Genomic DNA, 24,312 nt, shown 5'->3' with positions numbered 1-24,312 from the left:
AATGAAGAACATAATTGTTTATAAAGTCATGGCATTCATGATGGTTCTCACGGGATTGCTATCCTGTGAAGAAAGGGAAAACTATATGGATGGGCCTTCAACTCTCAATATCATTGAAAGTGCAAGTTTGAACAGCAAAAGTGCTGAGATAGATCATTTGGCAGGGAAGATAAAGGTGAGTCTGGCGGGAAACACCGATTTGACCTCGGTACTCTTTGAGGCATCAGTTCCCGAGGGGGTCAATTTGTCCCCATCCAGTGGCTCCATGTTGGATCTGAACGAACCGAACGAGATAACCGTGAGCAATGGTGATTCAGAAAGGGTCTATCGTATCAGTGCAACCATTTTACCTTCAAAAATAGCCTTCTTGGGGGATGGTGCAACAATTGCTGGGATAGTGGATGATGATGTACAGGCAGCTGCACTATGGACCGAGGAAACCTACGGTGACGACTTTGTCTATATTCCCTATGATGGGTTGACCGACGAGGCCTTGGAGGGTGTCAACGTCTTAGTATATGTACATGATCAGGTGGGTTCCTCCGATCAACCGGATGCCGTCTTGGAGCGATTGAATGTACTTTCAAAATTTTACGTTCAAGGAGGTAAGATTGTGGCCGGACTTTTGGGTACGGGTCTGGTCGAGGAACTTGGAAGGGATACTTCTGGATTAAGGACCATCATTGGTACAGGTGCCGGGGGATCAAATCCCGATAGTTGGGGCATCGGCTTCAGCGGTTCCTCTTTGTCCAATATCATTTCGAACGGTCTGGAGTTCTTCGATGCCAATTTGGCCTATGTAATCGACCCAGGATATAAAGAAGACCATAATGCCCTTTGGAACCTGGGATCCTTCACGAACGCACCCTATGCAACCTTCAATTCCTTGTACAATGCGGAGCCCATTGCCATTTGGGACCATACCATTGAGGCGCAGACTGCCGCAGGAATAATTGTCTGGAACCCATTTGAAAGATTTGAAGGTTATATCATAACCATAGGGATTGGGGGCATGGAATGGAGCATGAACGATGACCGGGATAACCCCTATTTGAGCAACGTGGAAAAAATATATAAAAACAGTATTGATTATTTGAGTAGCAGGTAACTGTAGTTTGTTTAGTGGAAGGAACGGGGGAAACCCGTTCTTTTTCCAATGTAAAGTGGGTTCACTTTATCGGGATCATTCCATGGCGTGAACCCTCACCTAAATTTACCGAAACCAAATTAAACCTGAAAACAGAACACAAATGAAGATTTTTATTAGGGCCTTACTCTATTTGGTAACCTTTCCTTTTGCCCTCCAAGCACAGGAACTGCACCTTTCCTTCGATGGGGAATCCTGGTGGAAGGAACTTGCAGGGCAGCGCGAAGTGCAATTGTACAATTCTCCCTATAGCCTTACGGATGAAAAACCACATTTTCTTTGGAAAAGTATTGGCCAGGGAGGTTCCCTTCTTTTTGACGGGTATTCCACCTATATGGAACTGCAAGACTTTAGGTTACCGGAAACATTTGAACTCAGCTTTTGGTTGGCGCCACGGGCCTTTGATAGTGCAGTGGACAATAAACTATCGGCCATCGTGGATTATACTTCAGTGACCGATTCCCTAGGTTTTAAAGTAGGCTTGTTAAAACATGGCCAGCTTGCAGTGCAGTTCGAATCCTCCTTGGACAAAAAGCGGTTTACCAATGATTCTTTATTTGTGAAGAAAAATGAATGGAACTTTATTCAGATAGGCTATGATGGGAAATCAATACAGATTGCAAGAAATGGCGAGCAAATCCTGGAAGAATCCTTGGACATAAAGGATATAAAGGATTGTTTTTCAGCTACAGATTACAAATTGACCATAGGAAGGAACTCCAATGCCAGTGGTTTTGGAAGAAAATTCAAGTTTAACATGATCAGTGGGTTATTGGATGAGTTGAATATTCGTCCATTGACGGCTGGGAATTCCCGGACCGAATACAAGCCGCGAAGTTTGGATGGCCTCCTGGAGAGTTTACGATTGGATTATTCCAAGCTAAAAGATGGGTTTCGTCCTGGTTACCATGCCATGGCACCCTCACATTGGATGAACGAACCCCACGCCCCAATGTATTACAAAGGCAAATATCATTTGTTTTACCAACACAATCCGTTCGGTCCCTATTGGGGCCAGATTCATTGGGGCCATTGGGTCAGTGATGACATGGTTCATTGGAAACACGCTGATATAGCACTGGCACCCGAGAAGGGAGATGTCGATCCCGATGGTATTTGGTCAGGTTCGGCCTATGTAGGTCCCGATGATACCCCTTACTTATTTTACACGGCCGGGAACGATAACAAGCATGAAAACCAATATGTATCCACAGCGTTTCCAAAGGATGAGGACGACCATAACTTAATCCAATGGGAAAAAACCGGGTTGATAGTGGATAAGCCTGCGATGTACCTGCATCGTGAGTTCAGGGACCCTTATGTCTTTAAGGTCGATGCCATGTATTATATGATGGTCGGAACCGGGATTGCGGAAAAAGGAGGAACAGCGGCCTTATTTGAATCTTCGGATATGCGCTCATGGAAACATCTTCATCCGGTCTATATCAGCGATATTGAAAAGTACCCATTTTTGGGTGGTGTATGGGAATTGCCCGTCTTACTGCCATTACCTGATGCTACAGGAAAGAAAACGGATAAATATGTTTTTATGGTCTTGCCCATCAGAAACGAAGCGGATGTTGAGGTTTTTTATTGGATCGGAGAATTCGATAAGAATAGCAAAAAGTTTGTTCCGGATGATGATGAACCTAGGTTGATGGACTATGGAAATTTTGGGTTTACAGGACCCAGTGGATTGGTGGATCCCAAAACCAATAGATCAATCGTTTTTTCCATAGCCCAAGGAAAATATGGGCGAACTGATACGTTCGATATGGGTTGGGCACATAATGCCGGTTTGCCAATAAGCCTATGGCTGGGGGATGATGGTACATTAGAATTTGCCCCTATTGAAGAACTCAAGAACCTTCGGATGGAACCTACCATCGACTGTGAAAATTGTACATATTCAAGGAGTAAGGAAGCTCTAAATAAAACAAGTGGATCTCAATTTGAGATTGAATTGGAGTTCGCTAGGGATAATATCAAAAGAGGGATAATCGTCCGCCAATCCAAGGATAAGAACCCACAAGCAATGATTTATTATGAACCAGAGACAAATTCCGTGGTGTTCGATAAAATCCAGGAACAGCCTGAACGTAGGTTCGAAGCCCTAAGGGCACCTTTGGCCAAGGATGGGGAAAAAATCAAGCTTCGTATTTTTTTGGACAGGTCGATGATAGAAATATATGTTGATGAAAGCACTTCCATTACCGACAGGATTTATTTTATGGAAGGCGATGCCCAAGGAATGGAACTCATGGGATTTGAAGACCAGGACAACATCGGCAAACTGAGAATTTGGCCAATGAAATCCATAGAATGGCAATATGTTGAGCCCACAAACCAAAAATCAAGAGATTAGAAAAATTATGAAAAAACTTAGCATCGTTTTTGGCCTATTGTACTGCCTTGTAAATGCAGCATACGGCCAGGGCATGGAAGGGCAATATGACCCAGCATATCATTTTTACCCTTCAGGTGACCCAACCGGTCTTTACTATTTTGATGGTGATTATTATAATAATTGGGGTGTTGCCAAGAGTAAAGATTTTGTGCATTGGAAGTTTACCGATTATGGAAGACGGAGGACCGAGAACAGACGATTACTAAGGGATGATTCGACTCCTGCCAAGGTCAAGGATTCCATTCGTCAAAGCATGACACAACTGGGCGGTTCAGGAACTATCATATATGACAAGGACAATACAAGTGGTCTGGGAACCCTGGACAATCCACCATTTGTATCCCTATGGCATAACCAAGTGGAACCTTGGAACACACAGGTCATAGGGCTGGCCTATAGCTTGGACAGTGTTAGAAGTTGGAAACGATTGGACAAATTTCCCGTTTTGGATATTGGTTCACGGGAATTCAGGGACCCCAAAGTGTTTTGGTATCCACCTACCCAGAAATGGATCATGGCCATTGGATGGGCAGATGTTCCAAAGATCAAATTCTTTGAATCGGATAACTTGATTGATTGGGACTTTCTAAGCGATTTTGGCCCTTGGGGTGCCAAAGCCGGGGTATGGGAATGTGTAGATCTGTTCGAATTGCCGGTTGATGGTGACCCAAATGATACCAGATGGGTATTGACCATTAGTGTTCAGCCATTATCGGGTCAATATTTTATTGGAAATTTTGACGGAAAACGTTTTGTCCTCGATGAAGGGTTTAGGGCGGATTTGATGGCATTTGACAATGATGTGCATGGGGATGTGATTTTTGATTTTGAGAACGGCCTTGATGGATGGAACATGGAGGGCGATGCATTTTTGGAGTCCCCCTCGGATAGAGCCCTTTTTCAACAGGGTGCCATAATGGGACAACAAGGTAAGTTGTTCCTGAACAGTTTCCATAACAAGGCAAGTTCGGTAGGAAAAGTCACTTCCCCAACTTTCAAGATAGAAAAGGAGTTCATGAATTTCTTAGTCGGGGGAGGATATTACCCGGACGAAGTCTCCATTAATTTGATCGTGGATGGGCGTATTGTCCGATCGCAAAGCGGAAACAATTCCGGGGGGCTCCAATGGAAGTCCTGGAACATATCTGAATTTGTTGGTAAACAGGCGACCATTCAAGCAGTTGACGAAAAGACCGATGAAGCCGGTTATATCTATGTTGATCACATCATGCAGAGTGATCGTGCTTACCAAAGAGAACGCGAAAATTCCTTCTGGTTTGATTATGGCCCTGACTTTTTTGCCGCTAGGGCCTGGAACAATTATGGGCCAAATGAGGATAGAATTGTTTGGACAGGTTGGATGGGCAGTTGGAGGTATGTGGCCTCTGAACCTTTAAGGGGACTCCAATCCATTCCAAGACAGCTGAAATTGAAGACCTTTACCGAAGGAGTACGATTGGTACAGCACCCTATTGAAGAGCTAAAAAGCCTTAGAAAGAAACAGGTTAAGATGTCTCCCCATACCCTTGAAGGAGAATGGCGCCCTACCAAATTACAGCCAAGTAAGAATGTTTATGAATTAGAGGTTGAATTTAATGAGATCAACAGCAAGAAGTTTGGCGTCAAAATAGGGAAAGGGGGAGACCAGGAAACTAAGATCATTTATGATGTGGTTGGGCAAGAGCTTAATGTAGATAGGACCCGCAGTGGAAAAGTTGATTTTTCAGGATTGTTTCCCATGGTCAGTTCTGGACCCATGAGAAAAACCGAGACAGTGAAACTGCACATTTTTGTGGATCGTTCCAGTGTTGAGGTTTTTGGAAATGATGGGGAAACCGTCATAAGCAGTAAGATCTATCCAGATGCCAACAGTACGGATATAGAGTTCTTCACCGAAGGGGGCACGGTCCATATCAAAAAGTTGACCAGATGGGACCTCGATGATATTGAATTGCACCAGTAGTAATAATTCATTGGTACATGATACTTGGTAATGCTCAAAAAGAAATCTACAGGTTGAGGTCTAAATTTGCTATGTTGGCTTTATGGATGGCCTTTTTTGTACCTATCATGGGAAGCTCCCAACATCTGACCTATACGGATTTGTTGAAAAGACTATATGATCAGGAACGATTGACCTTTGTTCCAATTCCAGATGAAAAAACGGCCACCTTTTCCAGTTATGATCGTTCTTCCCAATATGATACACTACAGCAAAAATATGTTTCGTGGGGAGCAAACGGTGACGGTGACGGATATATCCGAAAGGAGGGAGAGGAAATAGTCGTATTTGAGGATGACGGTCCCGGTGTCATATGGCGGTTCTGGTCTGCCCTTGCCAAGGAAGGCCATATCAAGATCTATATTGATGGGCAAAAGAATCCTATCATTGATAAGCCTTTCAGAGCATTTTTTGAGACTTTTGAAGCGGATATCCCGCCAATGAACTTTCCTGAGTTGGTCAAAACATTGTCCAGAGGGAGGAACAGTTTTATTCCGATTCCCTATCAAAAGCACTGTAAAATCACCTTTACTGGTGATTGGGGGGCCTATTACCACATCATATATTCGAATCTTCCAAAGAACCAAACCATTGATTCCTTTGATGGCAGGTTTACCAATGAAGAACGAATGGCATTGGCGGAAACAGATAGGCTTTTGGGAAAAAGAGGGTATCTGGCCAAAAGTGATGATGGGAAAGTACAAAAGCTGTCCGTCACTTTGGGTCCCGAGGAACGAAAACGGGTGTTGAGCCTGACAGGCAGTGGAGCCATCAAGCGTTTGGAAATTGAGCTGACGGCATCCAAAAAGGACGATGCCCTGGCAAACGTTTGGCTTGACTTTTCATGGGATGACAAGTATCCTTCTGCGGTCCATTCCCCCATGGGTCTTTTTTTTGGGACGGGTGAAGCATTGAATCCTTTTCGGGCCCAACCCGTTGGGGTCATTGGAAATAGGTTATATTCCAATTGGGTCATGCCCTACACCAAAAAGGCGGAATTGGTTTTTGAAAACCGAGGTGATGACCCTATTTCCTTTACCTTATATCTTGAGCAGTCGGAGGAAATGGAAGAAAATGTAAACCCCCTCAGGTTCCATGGCCGCTTTATAGCCGACAAAGAACAGTCAGAGCCCATAATGACAGCTGACGCTCATGTGGTCTTTGATTTTGAAGATCTTTCGTATCAAGGGTGGACCGTGGAAGGCGATGCCTTTGGAGAAGGCCCTGCAGTATTGGATCGCTATGGACATCAAAGCCCAGTGGAAGGATATTGGGGCAAGGGCTATGTAAATTCATTTCAACATGGAGATGAGGCCATTGGTACGCTGAAGTCATCAAAATTTAAGATTTCCAAGGACTTTATCAATCTCTTGGTTGGGGGCGGTAGTGACCTGGACAAGGTAAATGTTTCCCTTTTGGTAGGAGGGAAGGTTGTTCGTACCGCTACTGGAAATGACATCGAAACCCTGTATTGGAATTCTTGGGATGTTTCGGATTTTAAGGGTAAATCTGCCCAAATCGTGATCAATGACCTTTCCTCCGATGGTTGGGGACACATTAATGTGGATCAAATTGAACAAAGTAGTCGTCCCAAGGCGCGCGTGGATAATCGTAATTTGGAGTGGACTTTTTTGGATGTCAATGGAATCGGCAGGTATTGCGGGTTAACGCTTCAAATTCAAAATGAATGGTCGGAGCCTGAACAAAAAGCTTCCTCTTGGTGGTATGGAAAATGGGACAAAAAGAATATTGATTGGTGGTGGGGAGAAGGTGATGAGAAATTTTATGTGGATGGAGAAATGTTTCCTTCCACCTTTGGAACGGGCAGTGAGGATTACATCGGATATGCCTGGTCCGCCGAACCTCCCTTTCCAACTTTTGAGAGTTCTTTTGCCAACCAGCCGCAAACACCGATTGATGGTAATGGGATTACTGTGGTCAACCGTTTTCACCTTGCCGATAATGTACCTTTCAGCACTTCATTTAGAGCTACCCTTGAAAGATATAAGCCCATAAAGTGGGGAAAGGATGAACAAAACATAAGTCGATATAAAGCAACGGTTTATTACTATCTGTTGAAGGAATAGATCTCTATCCAAAGATGGGGCGATAGGATAAAAGAATTGAGTTGAGTTAGTTTTTAAGGTGGGGGCGTCATGCCCTCACTCTTTAATTTTATTAGTTATGAGTGTATTGAAAGCAATTTGCTTTGGTGAGATTTTGTTTGATAATTTCCCTACCTACTCCAGGATTGGGGGAGCCCCTTTAAATGTGGCCTCCAGATTACAATCCTATGGGGTTGAAGTAGGCATAATCAGTGCTATTGGAAATGATGGTAATGGTAAAAAACTTTTGGGATACCTAAATGGTATTGGAGTGGACACCAGTTGTATTGGAATCAACGATGAATTCCGGACAGGCGAGGTAAATGTGGTCTTGAACGATAAGGGAATTGCTTCTTATGATATTGCATACCCAGTGGCATGGGATAAGGTCCCATTGTCAAAAAATGGTTTGGACCAGGTCAAGAAATCCGACATCTTCATTTTTGGTAGTTTGGCCTGTAGGGACGGACAATCACGATCAACCCTAAAGGCTTTGATGACCGTAGCGGAATACAAAGTGTTTGATGTTAATTTGAGGGTTCCGCATTATACCAAGGATATTATAGTGGACCTCTTGATAAAATCAAATTTTATCAAGTTCAACGATGATGAGTTATTTGAAGTCGCAGGGTATCTGGATATAAAGTTTAATTCCATGGAACGTACCATAGCCAGACTCTCCCAACTGACGAATACAGAAACCATTTGTGTGACAAAGGGTGCATATGGAGCGATAATCTACCATAGGGGAGAATTCTATTACAATAGTGGCTATCGTGTCAAAGTGGTCGATACCGTCGGGTCAGGGGATTCGTTCCTTGCCTCGGTGCTGTATAAACTGTTATCGGGTGAAGGGCCGCAAAAAGCTATTGATTTTGGATGCGCTGTGGGTGCCATGGTCGCAAGGAGCGAGGGTGCTAACCCAATCATTACCCACAAAAAGATATCAAGCTTTATGAATTCTTAAAAGCCAATCTTTTTTTGACATATTATCATGCGAAAATTACAATTCTTCAAAGGGGTTTCGATATGGTCAAAGGATAAGCCGGGTACTTTATTGATAATATCCCCTGAATTTCACCCTTGTCCCGTATTTTCCAATGGTCGGTAGCTGCACAAATGGCAAATGTATAAAGGCGTTTTTTTTGGTAACTCGAAAAGTTAACCAATGTTGTGGATTGGGTATTTATTCCAATAGTTTTCGAAAGATAAACTCGCAAACTATTTGTCGGGCAAGGGACGGCATAAGACCGTTCCTAATGTCACTATTTATTCCGTTTCCTCGCCGCTCCAAAATTTTGTTTTCCGTTTGGTTAACCTCAAATATTTTTTAACCAAAATCCAAGAATCATGGAAGCACAAACAAAACAAAGGGCAACACGTAAAAGAAGTTCAAAGCAATCTTCGAAACCAAAACAATCCAAAACAGTAGGAAGTGTAAAAAGCATTCCACAAATCCAAATGTTGGAAATCGGTACGGTTTCACCGGATCCGACACAACCCCGAAAAACCTTTGATGAGCAAAGTCTGAATCATTTGGCGCAGAGCATTGCCGAGCATGGGGTATTACAGCCGATCACGGTCCGTAAGTCCAATGAAGGGTTTGTTATCGTCATGGAGGAACGGCGGTTTCGAGCCAGTAAATTGGCAGGATTGACCACTATCCCGGCTATGGTCAGGGACTATGTGGATACGGATGTTCTTGAAGTCCAGATCATTGAAAACCTACAGCGAAAGGATGGGGAGACCACGGAGAAAGCCGAGGCCATCCAGTTTCTGTTGGACCGTTACGAACCCGTCGAGATTACCAAGCGTCTGGGCCGTTCGGAGAACTTTATCCGGCAGCGCATCAAATTGGCCGGTTTGATCGAAGGATTTAAGGCCTGTTGCCTGAAGGTGTAATGTTGGAAGGATTGCTCAAAATCGACCAAGAGGACTATTTCTCACAATTAATGGCAACGGGAACGGATCTGGTCGGTGCGGTAACGGTTAAATCAATGGATGATGATAGATGTCCCATCACATACGAATTATGCGGTACAGAAAAATATAGCGAAAGGGGGCTTAAAATGATTGCACCCAAGTTAACACATCTTAACGATCTTCCCTTTATGGCTGCTGAATTGAGAAGGGAAGCCGTAAATAGGGCAAAGAAGTTATCCATTCAAGGGGTACAGCCCAAATTGAGTGCAACAATTTCAGTGGTTGGGCGGGAATTTAAAATTGTGAATCAGTTTGGCACCTACATCATAAAACCGCAAATCGATTTATTTCCGCAATTGCCAGAAAATGAAGATTTGACCATGCGTATGGCAAAGGAATTTGGTCTGGACATGCCTTTGCATGGGATGGTTTATGCCAAAGATGGCAGTCTGTCCTAATTTATAAGGCGATTTGACCGCTATGGTAAGGGAAAAAAATATACTACTGAAGATTTTGCTCAATTGACAGGAAACACGAGGGATACCAAATACCGCTTTACCATGGAAAAAATGGTGCCGGTAATCGAAGAATTCTGTTCATTCCCAGCCATTGAGAAAGCAGATTTTTTCAAACGGGTCATTTTCTATCATGTGACCGGAAATGAGGATATGCACTTAAAAAATTTTTCCCCTGATCACAAAAGGCGCCAAGACAACCTTAACCCCGGCATATGACCTGTTGAACTCTTCTATTATGATAGAGGATCCCGATAAAGAAATTGCCTTGACCCTAAAAGGGAAAAAAAGGAATTTGAAAGCCTCCGATTTTATGGACTATTATGCGAAGGAACGATTAAAATTGAACAACAAGACAATCGAATTGATTCTGGAACAGATGCAAAAAGGTACGACTAAATGGAAGGAATTGATAGAAATCTCCTTTCTTTCGGATGATATGAAAGAAAGGTACTTCAATACATTGGAATCCCGATTGAACATTTTTTAATATTTTTATCAGAGGCAACCGTCCATCAATTTAAAGTGATGATCGGATTTGCGAACTGTCAAGCGATGTGATGAACCCTCGGACAATCAGGTTACAAACCCGTATAAAAACGAATAAGCTCTTATAGAGGTTTGAAATCCTCCAACTTTGAAACTGATCAAGGGCTTGTACAACGGTTACTATTGTCCTACAAAGTTCTTTTCACGTTTCCCACGTCATTCCAAGTTACCAGTTCAATATTATTTTCCCTAAGTTTCAATTTGTTTTCCTGGTTGATAAAAAAGTCAAAATCGATTTGTCTCCATTCGGAACCGAAATTTGGATGATTTACCGTAACGCCTTTCATCTCGTTATCGTCGAACGCAGGGTGAATTAGAATAAGGTTGAGCCCGTACTTCAAGTTCTCTAAAACCCGACTATAGAAATTGGCCAGTTCACCGGTCTCGAAATCCTTAAATTCGCCGACATAGGTTCTGTCGACTATAAAATCCCCATCTTCAATGTTTTGGTCAGGGTTTAGTCCCACCCATTTCATCAATTGTTCATTTATTAAAACGGGAAGATTATATTTTTTGCCTAAATCCTTGTAAATTTTAAAAAATTCGGGTTTAACTCCAACACTGTACATATGCGAATCGATATGGGTTGGTTTCAAACCGGATTTTATTGCTTTTTCGATCTGGGCCTGAAGTTCCTTTTCAACATCCTCGGCACTTGCATTTTTCCTAAGTTCTTCTCTTTTTTTATAGAAATGTCCACGGTCATCTACCAAACTTGGGACTTCCGAAATAGGCAGTACAGGGCCGAATTTGTAATTATCCCATTCGCAGGTCAGTGTTAAGTGTATTCCGTAATCGAATTTGGGATTCTTTTTTGCAAATTCCGCGATTTCGTAAAACCAAGGACAGGGTACCATGATGCTATATGAATTTACAATTCCTTTCTCCAACGATTGAATTGTGGCCATATTTTCAGAATGGGAAAGTCCGGCATCGTCTGCATGTATTATCAATAATTTGGAGTTTTCGGGAAATCCCAACTTTTGTGCTAAGTTCATATTCAATTAAGGGCTTTACGGTTTAAATTTTAACATTTTGGGATTGTGCATAAAGTTTGGGGTATGGTTCGTTTTGCAAAATCCTGGCTCATCTTACGCCGTATACCTAAGATAGGAAATTGCAATGAATTCCGATTGTAAATTTAGCCAGAATGAGCTATTCACGGGGTTGTCAAACGCACTATTTTATGCAGCCAATATTTGTTTCCATTTTTCCAATTCCCCAAACTCTACAAGAATGAAACTAAATTTTCCATGACAGATTCGAATTAGTTTAAGTCAAGGCAACCAATGGTGTCAGTTAAAGTTTAATGCTTTTGCAATTGGGAGTGCCTTAGATGGATATTATGCTATTAATGAAGGGAGATACCATTAATGGACCACAAAAGTTGGCAATTTTAAAATCACCGGAATGCTAACTTTTATCATTCCATGTGGATGTATAATCCATGAACAGTTATTGGTAAAGAAAACCCAAAAGCCTTAAGAAAGATAATGTTGGTCACAGACTATGGCCGTGATTTTGTTTCATATAAGAACATGGCTATTTGATATACGTTGTTTATTATTTGAACAATGTTCAAAATATTTAATATCTTTGTGAAAGCAATGTGCCCGGTCGGGGGAAGGATAAAACCCCTGGAAAGGTAACAACTAAAGTCTCAAAATTTTAAATCCAAGCTTTGTTCCTCGATGCATAGAGTTTCCAACACAGAAGGTAACATTATGGAAACCGCTATCAAGCTGTTCGCAGAATCTGGCGTGAACACTGTCAAGGTGGATGATATATGTGGACAACTGTCCATTTCCAAGAAAACCTTTTATAAATATTTCCAGAGCAAGGAAGGCCTTACCAGACACCTAAGCGATAAATTGCTGACATCGACCCTAAGCAAATTACAGGGCACTGTTGGAAACAATATGAACATCAAAGAGGAAGCATCCCAAATTTTCGATATCCTCAACCAGTTCTTCCATCATTATTCCATTTCCTTTTTCAATGACATCAAAACACATTATCCCGAAATTTTTGAAGATTTCGTAAACGTTAAGGGAGAGATCATAAAGGAGGTGATGGAGGAAAATATAAAAAAGGGAATTTCCTTGGGCTTTTACAACAAAACCCTTAATCCCAATATGGTCGCCCAATGGTGGTTTGAGGTCATCTGGCTGGCCTATGTTTTAAAACACCCTCCGGGACTGGTGAAAGAACTTTTCATCAACGGGCTTGTCAAACAATGAACGGTATTAGGAACCAATAAGAGCATATGAAGCGAAGGGATGTAATTTAAGCCCTTGATCTATATAAGATGATAAACTCAAAAAAAAATTATTCAAAAAATGAACAACGTTCAAAAATAATTCTATATTTGCAAAAGAAATTATAGTTATGAGTACGGCAGAAAGAAAGGCAAGAGAAAAAGAAGCATTGAAAAGTCTGATCCTAAAAGGGGCCAAAAAACTATTTATAGAAAAGGGTATTGATCAGACCACCATCCGCAATATAGCGGACGAGATTGACTATAGTGTAGGGACCGTCTATGTGTACTTTAAAGACAAGAACGCCATTTTACACGATCTACACTCCATAGGGTTCCATGAACTTGGGGGGTATTTCAAGGGGTTGTTCGCCATTTTAGATCCCATGGAACGTCTGAAGGAAATGGGCCGGGTCTATATTAAGTTTGCCATGGAAAACCAGGAGATGTACGATTTGATGTTCAATCTGAAGGCCCCTATGGAATTTTTGGAAAGTTCGGAAGAAGGAGGTTGGAACGAGGGGGTGGAGACCTTCGGTTCGGTGAAGACCACCGTGGAACAGTGTATGGAAAAGGGGCATTTCAAGGGGCATTTGGCGGAACCCCTGTCCTTTATGATATGGAGCATGGTACATGGAATGTGCAGCTTGGAGATTCGGCAACGGACCAAAGGAGTGAAATTCTCAAAACCGGAAAGCATCCTGTTCGACGGCTATAAAGAATACGTAAAAATGATAGGAAAACTCTAATTTTTTTTGACTTAAAAAATGAACAACGTTCAAATAATAAACAATGTATAAAATGAAAAAGATATTGATAATACTCCTGATCTACGGAGGAGGCCTTTTAGGCAATGCCCAAACCAAACTCGACCATTACATACAGGCAGGGCTTGAGAATAACGAGGTCATCAGACAGCATAATTTTGACATCAATAAGAGCATGTATGCCCTTAGCGAGGCAAGATCCCTCTTCTATCCCACGGTCTCATTGAACGCCAATTATACTAAGGCAGATGGCGGAAGAACAATAGACATTCCGATTGGCGATCTGATGAACCCTGTGTACAGTACCCTGAACCAGCTTACCGGTTCGGATGCATTTCCCGTGTTGGAAAACCAGTCCGTTCTGATCAATCCGGACAATTTTTATGATGCCAAGATCCATACCACCATGCCCCTGTTGAACTTTGAGATCATCTACAACAAAAGGATCAAGGCCCAACAGACCACCCTACAAAAGATAGAACTGGAAATCTATCAAAGGGAATTGGTCAAAGACATTAAGATTGCCTATTACAGGTATTTGCAATCACTGGAGGGAATCAAGATCTATGAAGACGCTTTGGCATTGGTCAGGGAAAACCAGAGGGTGAACAGATCCTTGTTCAAAAATGACATGATCAACCGTACAGCGGTCCTGAGGAGCGACAATGAGGTCATTCGTATCGAAGCGGACCTGGAAACGGCAAAACAAACAAGCAATAATGCCAAGGTCTATTTTAATTTTCTGCTCAACCAAGAGCTCGACACCGAGATAGAGGTCGATCAGTCAGATGAAAACCTGCCCAATGCCTTGGTAGAAGAGAACACAGGGAATAGGGAAGAGCTTTCACAATTGGATGAGCTGAAGGATATAACCGAAAATGTAGCGAAACTCACACAATCCCATTGGTACCCATCGTTAAACGGCTTTGCCGATTTCGGTTTTCAGGATTTCGATTTTAAGGTCAATAAGGATTCCCGATACTATTTTATGGGCGTTGCCCTGCAATGGAACATCTTTTCGGGGAACAGAAACAAGAACAGGCTAAAACAAGTGAAAGAGGAACAAAAGAAAATCAATTCCCAGACCGATAATGTAAGGCAACAATTGTTGCAGCAGTTTGAGGTAACCCATAACAATCTCATATCGGCCCTGGAACAATTCAAATCCCACAAAGACCGGGAAACATCGGCGAAAAAATACCAGGACGACATTACCAAACTCTACAAGGAGGGACGGGCCATATATATCGAGCTCCTGGATGCCCAGAACCAATGGATAAATACCCGGCTCAACACGAACATAGCCCTGTATGATTCCTGGATTGCCTTTGCGGAACTGGAAAGGGCCAATGCCACATTTAACTTTGAATAAACATAAAAAAAACAAATGAAAAATAGATTGAAAATAACCGGAAACCTTGTAAGTCTTGCACTTGCAACATTGCTGCTAAGCTGTGGCAACAACAATGGCGCTTCCCAGGGAAACCATGAAGTGGCCGTAAACCTTTATAGTGTAGAGCACAAAGAAATGGTGCAACCCGTATATGCATCGGGGTTGCTCTTTTCGGAAACAGAGGCCGTACTGTCCTTTAAAATAGGTGGTATCATCCAGGAAATATTCGTAGAAGAAGGGGATGCAGTAAAGAAAGGGCAGCTCCTTGCCAGGCTTGACCTGACAGAGATCAATGCACAGGTAGTCCAGGCAAAGAACGGAGTGGAAAAATCCGAGAGGGACCTTGCAAGGGTCAGGAGCCTCTACGCAGATAGTGTTGCTACCTTGGAAAACCTCCAGGATCTTACAACATCCCTGAACGTGGCAAAAGAAGGATTGCGGATCGCGGCCTTCAATCAAAGATTTGCAGAAATAAGGGCAGTATCCAATGGCCGTATTGTGAGGAAGATGAAAAATAAGGGGGAGCTCGTCTCCCCTGGAATGCCGGTTTTCTATATGAACGATACCGGTGATGACCAATGGAAACTCCAAGTAGGCATTGCCGACAAAGACTGGGTAAGGCTAAAGGAAGGCGACAGGGCCACTTTGACTTTTGATGCCTATCCGGAAACAGGATTTGAGGGGACCGTCCTTCGGATGGCAGAGGGGGCCGATCCCACCAACGGATCCTACCAAGTGGAAATCCAAGTGGATCCCAACGGTAAAAAGTTTGCCGCGGGCTTGTTTGCCGAAGCAAAGATTATCCCATCGGACCCCATAAGTTATCAGGTGATCCCCGTGGAAGCATTGGTGGATGGCTCGGGCGAAAAGGGATTTGTCTTTACCATGGATGGCGAAGACAAGGTAAAAAAAATACCTATTGAAGTAGCCTTCATGCTGGACAATAAGATTGCCGTGAAAAACGGCCTTGAAAATGTTCAGGACGTGATCTCGGCCGGATCGGGATACCTGACAGAATATTCTACCGTCAAGGTGATCGATGATAAAGAAAAAGCGAACGCTCACCTATAATTAATTTGTAACAATAGCAAGATGAAAAACCTCATATCATTTTTTGTCAAAAATGCTTCGTTTACCATTGTGTGCCTGGTGGCCATTCTTGCGCTCGGCGTAAACTCACTGGTAAATATGCCACGCGGCGAGGACCCGGAAGTGAACTTCCCCCGGTTCTTTGTGATAGCCGTATATCCCGGGGCATCCCCGCTCGACATGGAGGACCAAGTCGTGGAGCCTTTGGAAAACCGCATCAATGAGCTCGATGACTTGAAAAAGTTCAGGAGCACCATAGAGGACGGCCTTGTTGTCATTGATGTAGAGTACGAGTTTGATGTAGACCGGGACGAAAAATACTCCGAAATAGTGCGGGAGGTCAATGCTGCCAGGAACGAACTGCCGGACGACCTGTACCTTTTGGAAGTACAGGAGTTCAACTCATCGGATGTGAACATTTTTCAAATGGCACTCATATCCGAAACTGCCTCCTATGCTGAAATGGAAGAAATAGCGGAGAACTTAGAAGAAGAGTTGGAAAAGGTATCGGGATTCAAAAAGGTGGAGACCTGGGGGTATCCCGAACAGGAGGTAAGGGTGGAACTGGACCTACAAAAAATTGCCCAACAGGGAATACGGCTTGACTATGTATATGGAGCACTGCAATCCGAGAATGTGAACATACCCGGAGGGGCCATTAACATGAACAGCAGACGGTTCAATGTGAAGACCAGTGGGGATTATGAAGACCTGGAGGATATTCGCAATACCGTGGTTTTTGCGGATAATTACAAGATCATCAAGCTTCGTGACATTGCCACGGTAGCACTTTCCAACGAAGAAGAGCACCACCGCACGCGGTTTAACGGACACAAAGCCGTATTGATTACCGCCAGCCAAAAGGACGGCGAAAATATATTCGATGTAGGTAATGAGGCGGGGCCGATCATCGAGAAATTCAAATCGACCCTTCCGGACCATGTGGATATGGTGGTCAACTTTGACCAGTCGGAAAACGTGAAGTACCGGTTGAAGAGTTTCGCGAGGGATTTTGTTATTGCAATTTTGTTGGTACTGATTACACTTTTGCCGCTCGGTACACGGGCATCTCTAGTGGTAATGATCTCCATACCACTTTCCCTTTCCATCGGTCTGTTCGTGATGGACATGCTCGGTTTTACCATCAATCAGCTCAGTATCGTGGGATTGATCGTGGCATTGGGGATACTGGTCGACGATGCGATTGTGGTGGTGGAAAACATCGAAAGGTATTTAAGGAACGGGGCCACCAAACTGCATGCCTCCATTGAGGCAGTGAAACAGATCGCCATGGCCGTGATAGGGGTGACGGCCACCTTGGTGGTATCCTTTCTTCCGCTATTGTACCTTCCCGGAGGTTCCGGGGATTTTATCAGGGGTCTGCCTATGGCAGTGGTCACTACGGTGATGGCCTCCTTGCTGGTATCGTTGACCATTGTACCGTTTATCTCCAGCCGTGTCCTGAAGACACATGCAGGAAACGGGGAGGGAAATATCTTTATGCGTGCGTTACAACGATTTATAGACAACTACTATTCAAAAGTATTGGATGCGGCCCTGGCAAGGCCCTGGCTTACCATAGTGCTGGCAGCTGGGCTATTGCTCGGATCGTTTGGTCTGGTCCCTGTCATAGGGTTCAGCCTTTTTCCAAAATCCGAAAAACCACAGTTTCAGATCAATGTGGAGTTGCCCATCACAGCCAATCTGGACGAAACGGACCGGGTCGTCCAGTACGTTGAAGGAGAGTTACTGGAGCGGGATGACATCACTTATTTTACGTCCAACGTCGGAGCGGGTAACCCTACCGTTTACTACAACGTGAGGCAGCGGAACGAACAACCCAATTTCGCCCAACTGTTTGTACAGCCCGATGCCCATTCCTATGAGGAGAAGGAAGTGATCGTTGATGAGTTGAGGGAGAAATTTAGTCATTACCCCAACGCCAGGATACAGGTAATCGATTATGAACAAGGCCCCCCCTTGGAGGCCCCTGTCGCCATCAGGATTTTCGGGGAAGACCTGGATACACTCCAGAGCCTCGCATTCCGTGTGGAAAAGATTATAGAGAATACCCCCGGTTCCCAATATATCACCAACCCCATTGCGAACAAAAAGACGGATTTGAAGATCAGTGTCAACAAGAAAAAGGCGGGATTGTACGGGATACCGACAGCAGCGATTGACCAAACGGTAAGGATGGCCATCGCTGGCCTGCCCATGGCGGAATTTTCCAAAGGGGAGGGCGAGGACAAAATCGATATTGTGGTAACCCTGCCTCGGGACAAATTTCCTACCATGGAGGTGCTCGATAATCTATATGTATACTCCTATACAGGAAAGGCAATCCCGTTAAAGCAAGTGGCCGACATAACCTTCGAATCCGATTTTTCGAGGATCTACCATTATGATGAAGCAAGATATACTTCTGTGAATGCCTATGCAGTGAGTGGTGTTAAATATTCCACCCTTAACGCAAGAATCATAGAACAGCTCGATCAGATGGAATTCCCGGAAGGATACTATTACAAAGCGGCCGGGGAGCTGGAAAATGCTGATGATGCCTTTTCAGGGGTCGAGATTGTAGGGATGATAGCCGGAGTACTCTTTTTACTGATCTTGATCCTTGAATTCGGTTCTTTCAAAAGTTCGATGATCGTACTTTCGGTGATACCCCTGGGCATGATCGGTGCCTTCATCGCACTTTGGCTTACCGGTAATCCTTTGTCCTTTACTGCAGCCGTAGGGTTTATCGCGCTCATAGGGATCGAGATAAAGAACTCCATTCTTTTGGTGGATTTCACGAACCAGCTACGGTCCGAGGGAATGGAACTGACCGAGGCCATCAAAAAGGCGGCAAAAACAAGATTTGTTCCCATCACGCTCACTACCCTTACCGCTACCTTGGCCCTCGTACCCTTAATTTTGGATGCCAACCCATTGTATTCGGGTCTGGTAGTGGTACTTATGGGCGGGCTTATAAGCTCTACTCTCCTGGCATTTCTCGTGTGTACTGTGGTGTATAAACTAATGCCACCGGAGGTTGAGGTGATTGGACATGGAAAGGAATTGGGAAATTAAATAATTATAAAATCAACTTAGAATGAAACACCCATGACAAAGTTTCCTTTAACACAAACAAGCTTGAATATGGGTGTTCCATGTGACCGTTGAAAAACAAATAAAAAAAGACACATGAAAGAATATATATTGATTACAGGAGCATCCTCAGGGATCGGCCATGAAATGGCGCAGCAGCTTGCGGCCCTTAAATACAATCTCATTCTCACGGCCCGTAGTGAGGATAAATTGAAAACCATGCAGCAAGAGCTGTCCTCAAAACATGGGGTCATTGTGCATTACATCACGAAAGACCTGAGCAAGACCTATCAGGCGATAGAACTCTATAACGAAATCAAGTCTGCAAATTACCAAGTGTCACATTTGGCCAACAATGCCGGATTTGGGAACTATGGCAGCTTTTTGGAAACATCACTGGAGGAGGAAATGGAAATGATCGAAATTAATATCAACAGTCTGGTAATCCTGACCAAATTGTTCGCAAAAGATATGGCAGATCGAAAGTCGGGTAGGATCATGAACGTATCCTCTCTGCTTGCACTCCTGCCTTTTCCTTACTATTCGGTCTATTCAGCCACCAAGTCATTTGTCCTGGCCTTTTCAGAGACCCTTGCGGCAGAATTGGAGGGAAGTGGTGTTGTAGTTACCGCACTTACCCCTGGCATTACCGAAACGAGGTTTGTTTCTTCGGAAATGAGGAAGACCAATTTCATGAAATCCACCAAACCAATGCCCGTAAAAACAGTGGCTAAAGCTGGAGTGGAGCTCTTGCTGTACGGAAAAGGGAAGAAAATTGTGGGCTTTCAGAACCGTTTCAATGCTGTTCTTGCAAAAATACTGCCCAGTGCGGCAATGATGAAGGTCAAGAAGAAGCTGGCAAGCATCGGTTAGATGTTTCCCAACCAAAAAATAATACAATTAAAAATGAAACAAAGACAAACCGTATTGATCACAGGGGCATCCTCGGGAATTGGCCTACAGTTGGCTAACCAGTTGCATGATAGGGGATATCATGTGATCGGCACCACACGTAATCCAAAGAGAATACCTGTACCATTTCAAATGATGACCTTGGATATTACAGACGAGGATTCGATAGAAGCCTTTACAAATGAGCTTTTTGATGCCATAGGTCAATTGGATGTTTTGGTCAACAATGCAGGTTATATGCTTGTCGGCCTGGCTGAAGAGACCCCCTTGGAACTGGGCAAAAAGCAGTTTGATACGAACTTTTGGGGAACCATTGCCTTAACGAATGCAATTTTGCCACATTTCAGAAGGCAGAAAAGCGGTCAGATCATTACCATGAGTTCTATGATGGGCTTAATAGGACTTCCCAATAAATCCTTCTATTCAGCTTCAAAACATGCCATCGAAGGATATTTTAAATCCTTACGGTTTGAACTGGACCAGTTCAACATCAAGGTAAACTTGGTAGAGCCGATGTGGTCCAAGACAAATCTTAAGCATAATTTGGTGACGACTGTGGCCAAGATTCCGGAATATGATTTCTATAGAAAACAGGCCGATGCCTATTTAAAAAGGAGCTTGGAAAGTGCCGAACGACCGGATGTGGTCGTTGACGCCATACTGAAACTAATACGTTCAAAATCTTCAAAATTTCGCAATCCGGTTGGTAAAATGTCCAGAATGATATTTTTTCTTCAAAACCATGCCTACAAAATGTTTGAGGGCGCCATTCAGAAAGAGGTTGATAGATTCAAAGGATGATCTTGGGAAGCTAAAGAGTTTAAGCGCATGAAAAGAAAAATCCTTTTTGCGATGATCATGGGAATAGTGACCACTGGAGCAATCTCATTCGTGGTCATAGCTATAGACACAGATCTATCCGGACCAACTTTTCTTCGGGTTTGGCTAAAATCATGGGGATTGGCATATCTGGTCGTCATCCCATGTATTCTTTTCATTGGGCCTCCAGTGGAAAAGTTGGTTGATTTTATTTTGAAAAATAAAGTAAAGAACTATGGAGAATAAAAGATTAAAGTTAGTACAAAGTTTTATTGGCAAACCCTTTTCGGGGAGTCCGTCCCCTTTTGGCAAATGGTTATATGGAACGGTGGTTTCCGTAGATGAAAAATCCATTGAATTTCAGTTTACGGTCAGAAAAGAAATGACCAACCCTTTGGGAATGCTCCACGGGGGAGTGATTTCCAGCATGATCGATGATTGTATTGGCGTTAACTTCATGGTACTGGGGTTGGAAAATTTTTACCCTACCATCAGTTTGAACATTGATTATTTTAATGGAGCTTCGGTGAATGATACGGTTTTGGTCAAAACTGAATTGATTAAACTAGGAAGGACCATTATCAATTTCAATGCCTTGGTGAAAAACCAAAATACCGAAAGACTTATTGCCAAAGCAAGTTCAAACCTAGCGGTCAGCGAACTGAAAATTCCCTTTTAAGATTTCAATGGGGAGGAACGGATGATGGGAGATAAACAGTAGGCTTGACCAGTTTTAATAGTACTTGCTAATTTTTTCCATTTCCAGTGGTAGACCACTACTGTTTTGTGCATTGTGAGTTCTCCTATTTCTAATATTTTATTTTTTTGAGCCAAATAAATATTCTCATCGGCTCATGCGATATAATTGGTAACAAAAGGATTGGCCAAAATTTCAATATCAAACCGATGATATTGAAGGTACGCTCTTTGATTTTGCCCAGAAAACAGGGCAAATCAGTGGGGTATTGGATGGGACCATAAAATTACGCCATATTTTGGGGGATGTCCCTTCCAATTCAATTCAAAACTTCAATATTTTTTTCAATGTAAAATGTTGTATTAAAGAAACACACTCAATTTTAAAACAAAGTTGCCCAAACTAAAACAGTCTGGAATTGATTTGCCAAAATTGCTCTTATTCTTAATGGACCTATTGGTTTCCTTGAATTGCTTCCTCAATAAAGAGGAGCTGATAAATATACTTTCTTTTATCCAATGAAGATTTATTTCCAAAAGGATGAGAAATGGCATTTATCAATAAATGATTTTGCTGGCAATTATTGGGCTATAAGAAACTGAACTTTCCTGTTATAATTATTTTCCAACCAATATTCCCGAAAGTTAAGCTCGCAAACTATTTGTCGGACAAGGGACGGCATAAAACCGTTCCGATGGTCACTGTTTATTCCGTTTCCTTGCCACTCCAAAATTTTGTCTTCCGCTTGGTTTTTGCTCAAAAATTGTTTAACCAAAATCCGAAAATCATGGAAGCACAAACAAAACAAAGAGTGACAAGCAAAAGAAGTTCAAAGCAACCTTCAAAACCAAAACAATCCAAAACGGTTGGAAAAGTGGATGGCGTTCCGCAAATCCAAATGTTGGAAATCAGGTCAGTATCGCCCGATCCATTGCAACCCCGAAAGACTTTTGATGAACCAAGTCTTCAAAATTTAGCTCAAAGCATTGCCGAGCATGGGGTATTGCAGCCGATCACGGTCCGAAAATGCGATGATGGCTATATCATCGTCATGGGGGAAAGGCGGTTTCGGGCCAGTAAATTGGCAGGGTTGACCACTATCCCGGCCATGGTGAGGGACTATGTCGATACGGAAGTTCTGGAAGTACAGATCATTGAGAACCTACAACGGAAGGATGTAGAACCCACGGAGGAAGCCGAGGCCATACAGTTTCTGTTGGACCGATACGAACCCGGTGAGATTGCCAAACGTCTGGGGCGTTCAGAGAACTATATCCGCCAGCGCATCAAACTGGCCGGATTGATCGAGGGATTCAAGGCCTTTGTCCGAACTGGGGAAATGACCATCTCCCTTGGGGTGGCAGTGGCCCTTTTTGAACCTGGGGAACAACAGATGATGCTGGAAAGCCTTGAAGGAGAATACCAAGGGCATCGGATCAAACGGATGATTGAAAGCCGAACCTATGATTTGACCAAGGCCTGTTTTGATGTGACAGATAAGTCATTAGTGACCAAGGCAGGGGCATGTACTATATGTCCCTTCAACGCAGCGAACCAGGGCAATCTGTTCGGGGAGGGTAAAATGGTCTGTACCCGGACTTCCTGTTTTGAGAACAAAAAGACCAAGGCCTTCATTCAACTGCTAAAGCGGGTCAAAAAGGAGGGATTGAAACTGGTTCCGAATATCAATACATACAATATCGATGTAGAACGGAACCAGTGGATCCTGGCACAAATGGAAAAGCAGGGGCTTAGTTCGCCCTTGATCGAAGAACTGGACATTTTGAAGAAACCGATCAAGCCGACCTTGGAAGCAATCCGGGAGAAATACAGCCATTGTGACCATACTGAGGAGGTATTGGGAAAATTCCTGACCGAGGCCATGGAATCCTATGCCGAGGAAATGGAAGCATGGGACAATGCCATGGACCATGGGTTTGAAAAAGGGGTTTTCCTGCATACAGGTACCTACTTGACACAGACCATTTTTGTAAAGTTCAGGGAAGAAGCGGATAGTGGAGGTTCAGCGGCAAAGTCCTTGGAGAAACGAAAGATGGCCGAATGTACCCCGGAGGAACAGATCATCAAGATCAATATGCGCGAACTTCGGAAAAAACATATTGAGAACAACAAGATGTTCAAGGAAGTGGTTGATGCGATCCGAGAAACGGATTACATCAATCGGAACAAACCTTTGACCAAAGACGAAATGGTGGCCATCACCATCACGCTGTTCGAGAACAATATCGGATGGAATGACCAAAGGGAACATTTTGGGGATTTCTTTGGGGAGGATTCCAAACTGTCCAGAAAGGAATTGCTGGACCAGTTCAAGCAAAACTTTAAGAAGGAGACGTTGTACAAACTGCTCCGGTTCTTGTTGACCCGTCAGGTACATCTTGGGGAAAGCAACCACACCAATGACCTGACCAACAAATCCTTTTACGAGGCGATGCAATCCTTCTACAAGGATAATATCTCGGCCATTGAAGAAACCTATGTCGAAAGTCGCCAAAAACGGGAGGCAAGGATCAAGGAAAGGATTACGGAGCTTGAGAAGCAGGCCAAGGTAATCGAAGATTAATCTGGATATATGGAAGGAGGGGTCTGGAAACAGGCTCCTCTTTTTTTATG

Annotated in this window: 18 protein-coding genes and 1 pseudogene; 18 read left to right on the top strand and 1 reads right to left on the bottom strand. The window is 43.3% G+C overall.

The features are described 5' to 3' along the window. Nucleotide 1 precedes the first annotated feature (1 nt). From DB398_RS11650 to DB398_RS18555, 8 genes and pseudogenes are all read left to right on the top strand, one after another. The gene (locus DB398_RS11650) at nt 2–1,108 is read left to right on the top strand and encodes a DUF4960 domain-containing protein (protein WP_108424560.1); all 1,107 of its coding nucleotides are present in this window, start codon (nt 2–4) and stop codon (nt 1,106–1,108) included. A gap of 142 nt (nt 1,109–1,250) precedes the next feature. Continuing rightward, a complete protein-coding gene (locus tag DB398_RS11645; RefSeq protein ID WP_108424559.1) occupies nt 1,251–3,512 on the top strand; it encodes a glycoside hydrolase family 32 protein in 2,262 nt (753 codons plus the stop codon). A gap of 7 nt (nt 3,513–3,519) precedes the next feature. Beyond that, entirely contained in the window at nt 3,520–5,517 is a 1,998-nt protein-coding gene (locus DB398_RS11640) for a glycoside hydrolase family 32 protein (RefSeq protein ID WP_159076420.1), read from the top strand. Nucleotides 5,518–5,588: 71 nt separating this feature from the next. Further along, entirely contained in the window at nt 5,589–7,643 is a 2,055-nt protein-coding gene (locus tag DB398_RS11635; protein ID WP_159076419.1) for a DUF2961 domain-containing protein, read from the top strand. Between the two features lie 97 nt (nt 7,644–7,740). Next, complete coding sequence (locus tag DB398_RS11630) at nt 7,741–8,628, top strand: carbohydrate kinase family protein (protein WP_108424556.1); 888 nt, start codon at nt 7,741–7,743, stop codon at nt 8,626–8,628. Nucleotides 8,629–9,011: 383 nt separating this feature from the next. Beyond that, nucleotides 9,012–9,563 carry a ParB/RepB/Spo0J family partition protein gene (locus tag DB398_RS11625; protein ID WP_108424555.1) on the top strand — a complete coding sequence of 184 codons (552 nt, stop codon included), beginning with the start codon at nt 9,012–9,014 and terminating at the stop codon, nt 9,561–9,563. Continuing rightward, nucleotides 9,563–10,318, top strand: a pseudogene (locus DB398_RS18560) (type II toxin-antitoxin system HipA family toxin). Before DB398_RS11625 ends, DB398_RS18560 begins: the two are co-directional and overlap by 1 nt. 19 nt (nt 10,319–10,337) lie before the next feature. Next, nucleotides 10,338–10,589 carry a hypothetical protein gene (locus DB398_RS18555; protein ID WP_234416228.1) on the top strand — a complete coding sequence of 84 codons (252 nt, stop codon included), beginning with the start codon at nt 10,338–10,340 and terminating at the stop codon, nt 10,587–10,589. A gap of 187 nt (nt 10,590–10,776) precedes the next feature. On the opposite strand, the gene DB398_RS11615 is transcribed toward DB398_RS18555, so the two are convergent. Further along, the gene (locus DB398_RS11615; RefSeq protein ID WP_108424554.1) at nt 10,777–11,646 is read right to left on the bottom strand and encodes a polysaccharide deacetylase family protein; all 870 of its coding nucleotides are present in this window, start codon (nt 11,644–11,646) and stop codon (nt 10,777–10,779) included. Nucleotides 11,647–12,372: 726 nt separating this feature from the next. Between DB398_RS11615 and DB398_RS11610 the strand changes: the two genes are divergently transcribed. The 10 genes from DB398_RS11610 (at nt 12,373) to DB398_RS11560 (ending at nt 24,262) form a co-directional block, all read left to right on the top strand. After that, nucleotides 12,373–12,888: a TetR/AcrR family transcriptional regulator gene (locus DB398_RS11610; RefSeq protein WP_159076418.1), complete on the top strand. Its 516-nt coding sequence runs from the start codon at nt 12,373–12,375 to the stop codon at nt 12,886–12,888. A 148-nt stretch (nt 12,889–13,036) separates the two neighbouring features. Next, a complete protein-coding gene (locus DB398_RS11605; RefSeq protein ID WP_108424552.1) occupies nt 13,037–13,654 on the top strand; it encodes a TetR/AcrR family transcriptional regulator in 618 nt (205 codons plus the stop codon). A gap of 52 nt (nt 13,655–13,706) precedes the next feature. Further along, on the top strand, nt 13,707–15,044 hold the full coding sequence (locus DB398_RS11600) for a TolC family protein (protein WP_108424609.1): 1,338 nt from the start codon (nt 13,707–13,709) through the stop codon (nt 15,042–15,044). Nucleotides 15,045–15,059: 15 nt separating this feature from the next. After that, complete coding sequence (locus tag DB398_RS11595) at nt 15,060–16,136, top strand: efflux RND transporter periplasmic adaptor subunit (RefSeq protein ID WP_108424551.1); 1,077 nt, start codon at nt 15,060–15,062, stop codon at nt 16,134–16,136. A gap of 21 nt (nt 16,137–16,157) precedes the next feature. Beyond that, the gene (locus DB398_RS11590; RefSeq protein ID WP_108424550.1) at nt 16,158–19,232 is read left to right on the top strand and encodes an efflux RND transporter permease subunit; all 3,075 of its coding nucleotides are present in this window, start codon (nt 16,158–16,160) and stop codon (nt 19,230–19,232) included. A 114-nt stretch (nt 19,233–19,346) separates the two neighbouring features. Further along, complete coding sequence (locus DB398_RS11585; RefSeq protein WP_108424549.1) at nt 19,347–20,123, top strand: SDR family NAD(P)-dependent oxidoreductase; 777 nt, start codon at nt 19,347–19,349, stop codon at nt 20,121–20,123. Between the two features lie 33 nt (nt 20,124–20,156). Continuing rightward, a complete protein-coding gene (locus tag DB398_RS11580) occupies nt 20,157–20,963 on the top strand; it encodes an SDR family NAD(P)-dependent oxidoreductase (protein ID WP_108424608.1) in 807 nt (268 codons plus the stop codon). A gap of 27 nt (nt 20,964–20,990) precedes the next feature. After that, nucleotides 20,991–21,227, top strand: coding sequence for a DUF2798 domain-containing protein (locus tag DB398_RS11575; protein ID WP_108424548.1), 237 nt, complete (start codon nt 20,991–20,993; stop codon nt 21,225–21,227). Further along, nucleotides 21,217–21,660: a PaaI family thioesterase gene (locus DB398_RS11570; RefSeq protein WP_108424547.1), complete on the top strand. Its 444-nt coding sequence runs from the start codon at nt 21,217–21,219 to the stop codon at nt 21,658–21,660. Before DB398_RS11575 ends, DB398_RS11570 begins: the two co-directional genes overlap by 11 nt. Nucleotides 21,661–22,465: 805 nt before the next feature. Continuing rightward, nucleotides 22,466–24,262 (top strand): ParB/RepB/Spo0J family partition protein, encoded by a 1,797-nt coding sequence (locus DB398_RS11560; RefSeq protein ID WP_108424607.1) that lies wholly within the window; start codon nt 22,466–22,468, stop codon nt 24,260–24,262. The last annotated feature ends 50 nt before the right edge of the window (nt 24,263–24,312 follow it).

The sequence above is a fragment of the Flagellimonas amoyensis genome (assembly GCF_003058265.1).
GTDB classification, from domain to species: Bacteria; Bacteroidota; Bacteroidia; order Flavobacteriales; family Flavobacteriaceae; genus Flagellimonas; species Flagellimonas amoyensis.
Note: the sequence above shows the minus strand (reverse complement) of the source record. Positions and strands in the feature narration are given on the sequence as shown.